The sequence below is a fragment of the Streptomyces sp. genome (assembly GCF_031178505.1).
Lineage (GTDB): Bacteria > Actinomycetota > Actinomycetes > Streptomycetales > Streptomycetaceae > Streptomyces > Streptomyces gulbargensis.
Genome location: NZ_JAPSIW010000635.1, coordinates 1 through 4,138, shown reverse-complemented (window position 1 = coordinate 4,138; position 4,138 = coordinate 1). Strand labels below are relative to the sequence as shown.

The following is a 4,138-nucleotide window of genomic DNA, read 5'->3' as shown; positions in this document are numbered from 1 at the left end:
CCCGGAGATTCCCCGAGCCGTCCCGCAGGACCGGCCTCCGCGCCGTCCGGCCGTAATTCGATTGCCGCCCCACCGGCGGGGCCCTACGGTCGTTCCCGTACCTGATGTCTGCCGGGAGGAGAACGGTCCCTTGTCCGTCTGAGGTTGCGAGACACCGTGCCGCGCGTGCCCTTCGTGCCGTGTGTGCCGTTCTCGACCTCGGCGTACGAGCCCGGATCCTTCCGCCGCCCGCGCCCCGGTGTCTCACGCGTCGCATCCAGCCCACGCTCGCGTGACCGGGAGGCCTCCATGGCACATCACCCCACTTTTCTCACCTGCACGTCCCTCTCCTTCTCCTGGCCGGACGGGACGCGGGTCTTCGACGACCTGCGGCTCACGGTCGGCCCCGGCCGCACCGGGCTCGTCGGACTCAACGGCTCGGGCAAGTCGACCCTGCTGAAGCTGCTGGCCGGGGAGCTCACGCCCTCCTCCGGGGCGGTGCGCGTGACCGGTGAGCTCGGTCATCTGCCGCAGAACCTGGTCCTGGACACCACGCGCCGGGTCGACGGGATCCTCGGCATCGCCGGCAAGCGGACCGCCCTGCACGCCATCGAGGCCGGTGATCCGGCGGAGGAGCACTTCGCGGCGCTCGGCGACGACTGGGACGTCGAGGAGCGGGCCCTGGCCACGCTCGACCAGCTCGGACTCGGCCACGTCGGCCTGGACCGGACCGTCGGGGAGGTCTCGGGCGGCGAGTCGGTGCTGCTGCGTCTGGCCGCCCTGCTGCTCGCCCGCCCCGACGTGCTGCTGCTCGACGAACCCACCAACAACCTTGACCTGTACGCCCGTTCACGCCTGTACGAGGCGGTGGAGAGCTGGTCCGGTGTCCTCGTCGTGGTCAGTCACGACCGCGAACTCCTGGAGCGGGTCGACCGGATCGCCGATCTCAGGGACGGCGCGGTGACCTGGTACGGCGGCCCCTGGTCGGCGTACCAGGAGGCGCTCGCGGCCGAGCAGGAGGCGGCGGAGCGGATGGTCCGCGTGGCCGAGGCGGACCTCCAGCGGCAGAAACGCGAACTGGCCGACGCTCACATGAAGTTGGCGCGGCGCAGGCGGTACGCGCAGAAGAGTTTCGAGAACAGGGTCGTGCCGAAGATCGTGGCGAACACCCGGCGCGACGCCGCCCAGGTCTCGGCCGGCAAGCACCGGACGCTGCACGCGGACCGGCTGGCGGAGGCTCGGGAGCGCTTGGACACGGCCGTGGAGGCGGTACGGGACGACGACGAGATCCGGGTCGAACTGCCGTACACCTCGGTGCCGGCGGGACGGGAGGTGCTGCTGCTGCGCGACCTGGAGCTGCGGTACGGGGCCCGGGTCGCCGGCGCCTTCGAGCTGCGGGGGCCGGAGCGCATCGCGCTGACCGGCCGGAACGGCGCGGGCAAGACGACCCTGTTGCGGACGATCGCGGGCGAGTTGACGCCGGTGTCGGGTGAGGCCGAGGCGCGGGTGCCGCTCCGGTTCCTGCCGCAGCGGCTCGACGTGCTGGACGACGGCCTGAGCGTCGTGGAGAACGTGGCGCGGTTCGCGCCGGCGGCGACGCCCCACGCGATCAGGGCGCGGCTCGCGCGGTTCCTGTTCCGGGGCGGCCGGGCGGACCGGGCGGTGGGCACCCTGTCGGGCGGGGAGCGGTTCCGGGCGACGCTCGCGGCACTGCTCCTGGCGGAACCGGCTCCTCAGCTGCTGATGCTGGACGAGCCGACGAACAACCTGGACCTGGCGTCGGTACGGAAGCTGACGGCGGCTCTCGACGCGTACGAGGGGGCGCTGATCGTGGCCAGTCACGACCTGGCGTTCCTGGAGTCGCTGGGGATCACGCGCTGGCTGCTGCTCGACGGCGAGCTGCGGCCGACGACGGCGGAGGCCGTGGGCGCCCCGGGCATGACGGCCCGCCCCTGAGCCGGGGGCGTTCCCGCAGGGCCCCGTACCGGTGGCGGTGCCGGTCCCGTCGTGACGGGGCTTCCGTCGTTGGCGGTCCGGCCGGTGCCGCCGGGGTGGGACCCGCCGGCGGCGGGACGGCTCGGCGCGGGAGACGCCGCCGGGGAGGAGCGGGGAGTGATCGAGGGGGTATCCGGGCCGGAGGGCATGGGCCCGGCCGGCGCGGCGGCCCTGGAGGCGACGGGGGCGCCGAGCTCGGTTGCCTGCGGTGAGTAGTGGGTTCCGGAGGGATGGAGGGAGGTCCGGCGACGTGACCTGCGTCTCCGGTGACCCGCTTCAGCAGCGACCATAACGGAACGTAACCGGACATCACAGGGCCGGGCTTGGCCGGGGCCTTACGGGGCCTTAACCTACGGTTTCGTAACCTACGAATCCGTAGGTAGTTCTGTATGCCCTCCCCCTCCGTCCCCAGGAGTTCCCTTGACGCTCACCTCTCCCCATCTCGGCAGTTCGACAGAGTGGACCGACGCGCGGCTGCTCTACGCCTTGGAGGAGGTGGTGGAGAAGGAGCTCAACCGGCACCTGCAGGTCACGAAGGACTGGATGCCGCACGAGTACGTGCCGTGGTCCGACGCCCGGAACTTCCCCGGATTCTTCGAGGACGGCGAGGCCTGGGAGCCCGCGCAGTCCAAGGTCACCGACATCGGCCGGATCGCCCTCGTCGTCAACCTGCTGACCGAGGACAACCTGCCCAGCTACCACCACGAGATCGCGACCCTCTTCGGCCGTGACGGCGCCTGGGGCACCTGGGTGCACCGCTGGACCGCGGAGGAGGGCCGGCACGGCATCGTGATGCGCGACTACCTGCTCGCCTCGCGCGCCGTGGACCCGGACAAGCTGGAGCAGTTCCGGATGGCGCACATGAGCGAGGGCTTCGAGTCCGACAACCGGCACTCGATGCTGCACTCGGTGGCGTACGTCGCCTTCCAGGAGCTCGCGACCCGCATCTCGCACCGCAACACCGGACACCAGTCCGGCGACCCGGTCTGCGACCGGATGCTGGCCCGCATCGCCCTCGACGAGAACCTGCACATGATCTTCTACCGCAACCTGCTGGGCGCGGCCTTCGAGATCGCCCCGGACCTGACGATGCAGGCCGTGCGGGACGTCGTGGTCAACTTCCGCATGCCGGGGCACGGCATGCCGGGCTTCGAGCGCGCCGCGGCCCAGATGGCGATCGGCGAGATCTACAACCTGCGCATCCACCACGACGACGTGCTCCAGCCCGTCCTGCGCTTCCTCAAGGTGCTCCAGATCGAGGGGCTCGGCCCGGACGGCCTGCGCGCCCAGGAGGAGCTGGGCCTGTACATGAACGGCCTGGACAGCGAGGCGAGCAAGTTCGACGAGCGGCTCGCCGCCCGCAAGGCCCGCCTGGCCGCCCGCGCCGCCGGCTGAGCACGGCCCGCACGGCCCACGGCGCCGGCCGGGTCCGGCGCCGCCGCGCGAGCGCGCGGCGGGTCAGCGGCGCTGCTGCCGCTTGAGCCGTACGCGCTCCTTCTCCGAGAGTCCGCCCCACACCCCGAACCGCTCGTCGTGGGCGAGGGCGTACTCCAGACACGCGAGGCGCCCCTCGCACGCCCCGCAGAGCTGCTTCGCCTCACGGGTCGACGAACCCGGGGCGGGGAAGAAGAACTCCGGTCCGGCCTGGGCGCACAGGGCGTTCTCGCGCCAGGAGAGGGCGGGGTCCGTCAGCACATCGGTGTCGGTCATCTGCATGCCTTTCACCGTGCCGGACCCGCGTAAACGCGCCATCAACGTTCGATCAATGACGTGGGCGCGGCGGCCGATCACGGCGCGTCCGGAAGATGTCCGCACGGTCGTGCGTTCAGTACGATGGGGGCCATGAGCGGCACCAGGACGGACGGGCGCGTCGAGCGCGGCAATCAGACGCGGCGCCTGGTGCTCGGCCGCACCATGGACATCGCCTCGGTCGAGGGGCTCGAAGGCCTCTCCCTGGGACGGATCGCGACCGAGCTGAAGCTGAGCAAGAGCGGGGTGTTCGCGCTCTTCGGCTCCAAGGAGGAGCTGCAGCTCGCGACGGTCAGGGCCGCCGCCGCGGTCTTCGCCGAGCGCGTGGTGAAGCCCCTCGCCGACGTGCCGCCGGGCGCCCGCCGGGTGCGCGAGCTGTGCCGGGCCTGGCTCGCGTACTCCTCGGAGCGGGTGT

At 71.9% G+C, this 4,138-nt stretch carries 4 protein-coding genes; 3 read left to right on the top strand and 1 reads right to left on the bottom strand.

Annotated features, from left to right (window positions below; all coding sequences use genetic code 11):
• Nucleotides 1-288 precede the first annotated feature (288 nt).
• Both RIF68_RS29455 and RIF68_RS29450 read left to right on the top strand, forming a co-directional pair.
• Nucleotides 289-1,935 carry an ATP-binding cassette domain-containing protein gene (locus RIF68_RS29455; protein ID WP_309054329.1) on the top strand — a complete coding sequence of 549 codons (1,647 nt, stop codon included), beginning with the start codon at nt 289-291 and terminating at the stop codon, nt 1,933-1,935.
• Nucleotides 1,936-2,394: 459 nt separating this feature from the next.
• Entirely contained in the window at nt 2,395-3,369 is a 975-nt protein-coding gene (locus RIF68_RS29450; RefSeq protein WP_309054328.1) for an acyl-ACP desaturase, read from the top strand.
• 63 nt (nt 3,370-3,432) lie between these two features.
• Here RIF68_RS29450 and RIF68_RS29445 read toward each other — a convergent pair whose 3' ends face one another.
• Entirely contained in the window at nt 3,433-3,690 is a 258-nt protein-coding gene (locus tag RIF68_RS29445) for a WhiB family transcriptional regulator (RefSeq protein ID WP_375165104.1), read from the bottom strand.
• A 126-nt stretch (nt 3,691-3,816) separates the two neighbouring features.
• On the opposite strand from RIF68_RS29445, the gene RIF68_RS29440 reads away from it, so the two are divergent.
• The coding region (locus tag RIF68_RS29440; protein ID WP_309054327.1) for a TetR/AcrR family transcriptional regulator at nt 3,817-4,138 on the top strand (322 nt) is incomplete at its 3' end.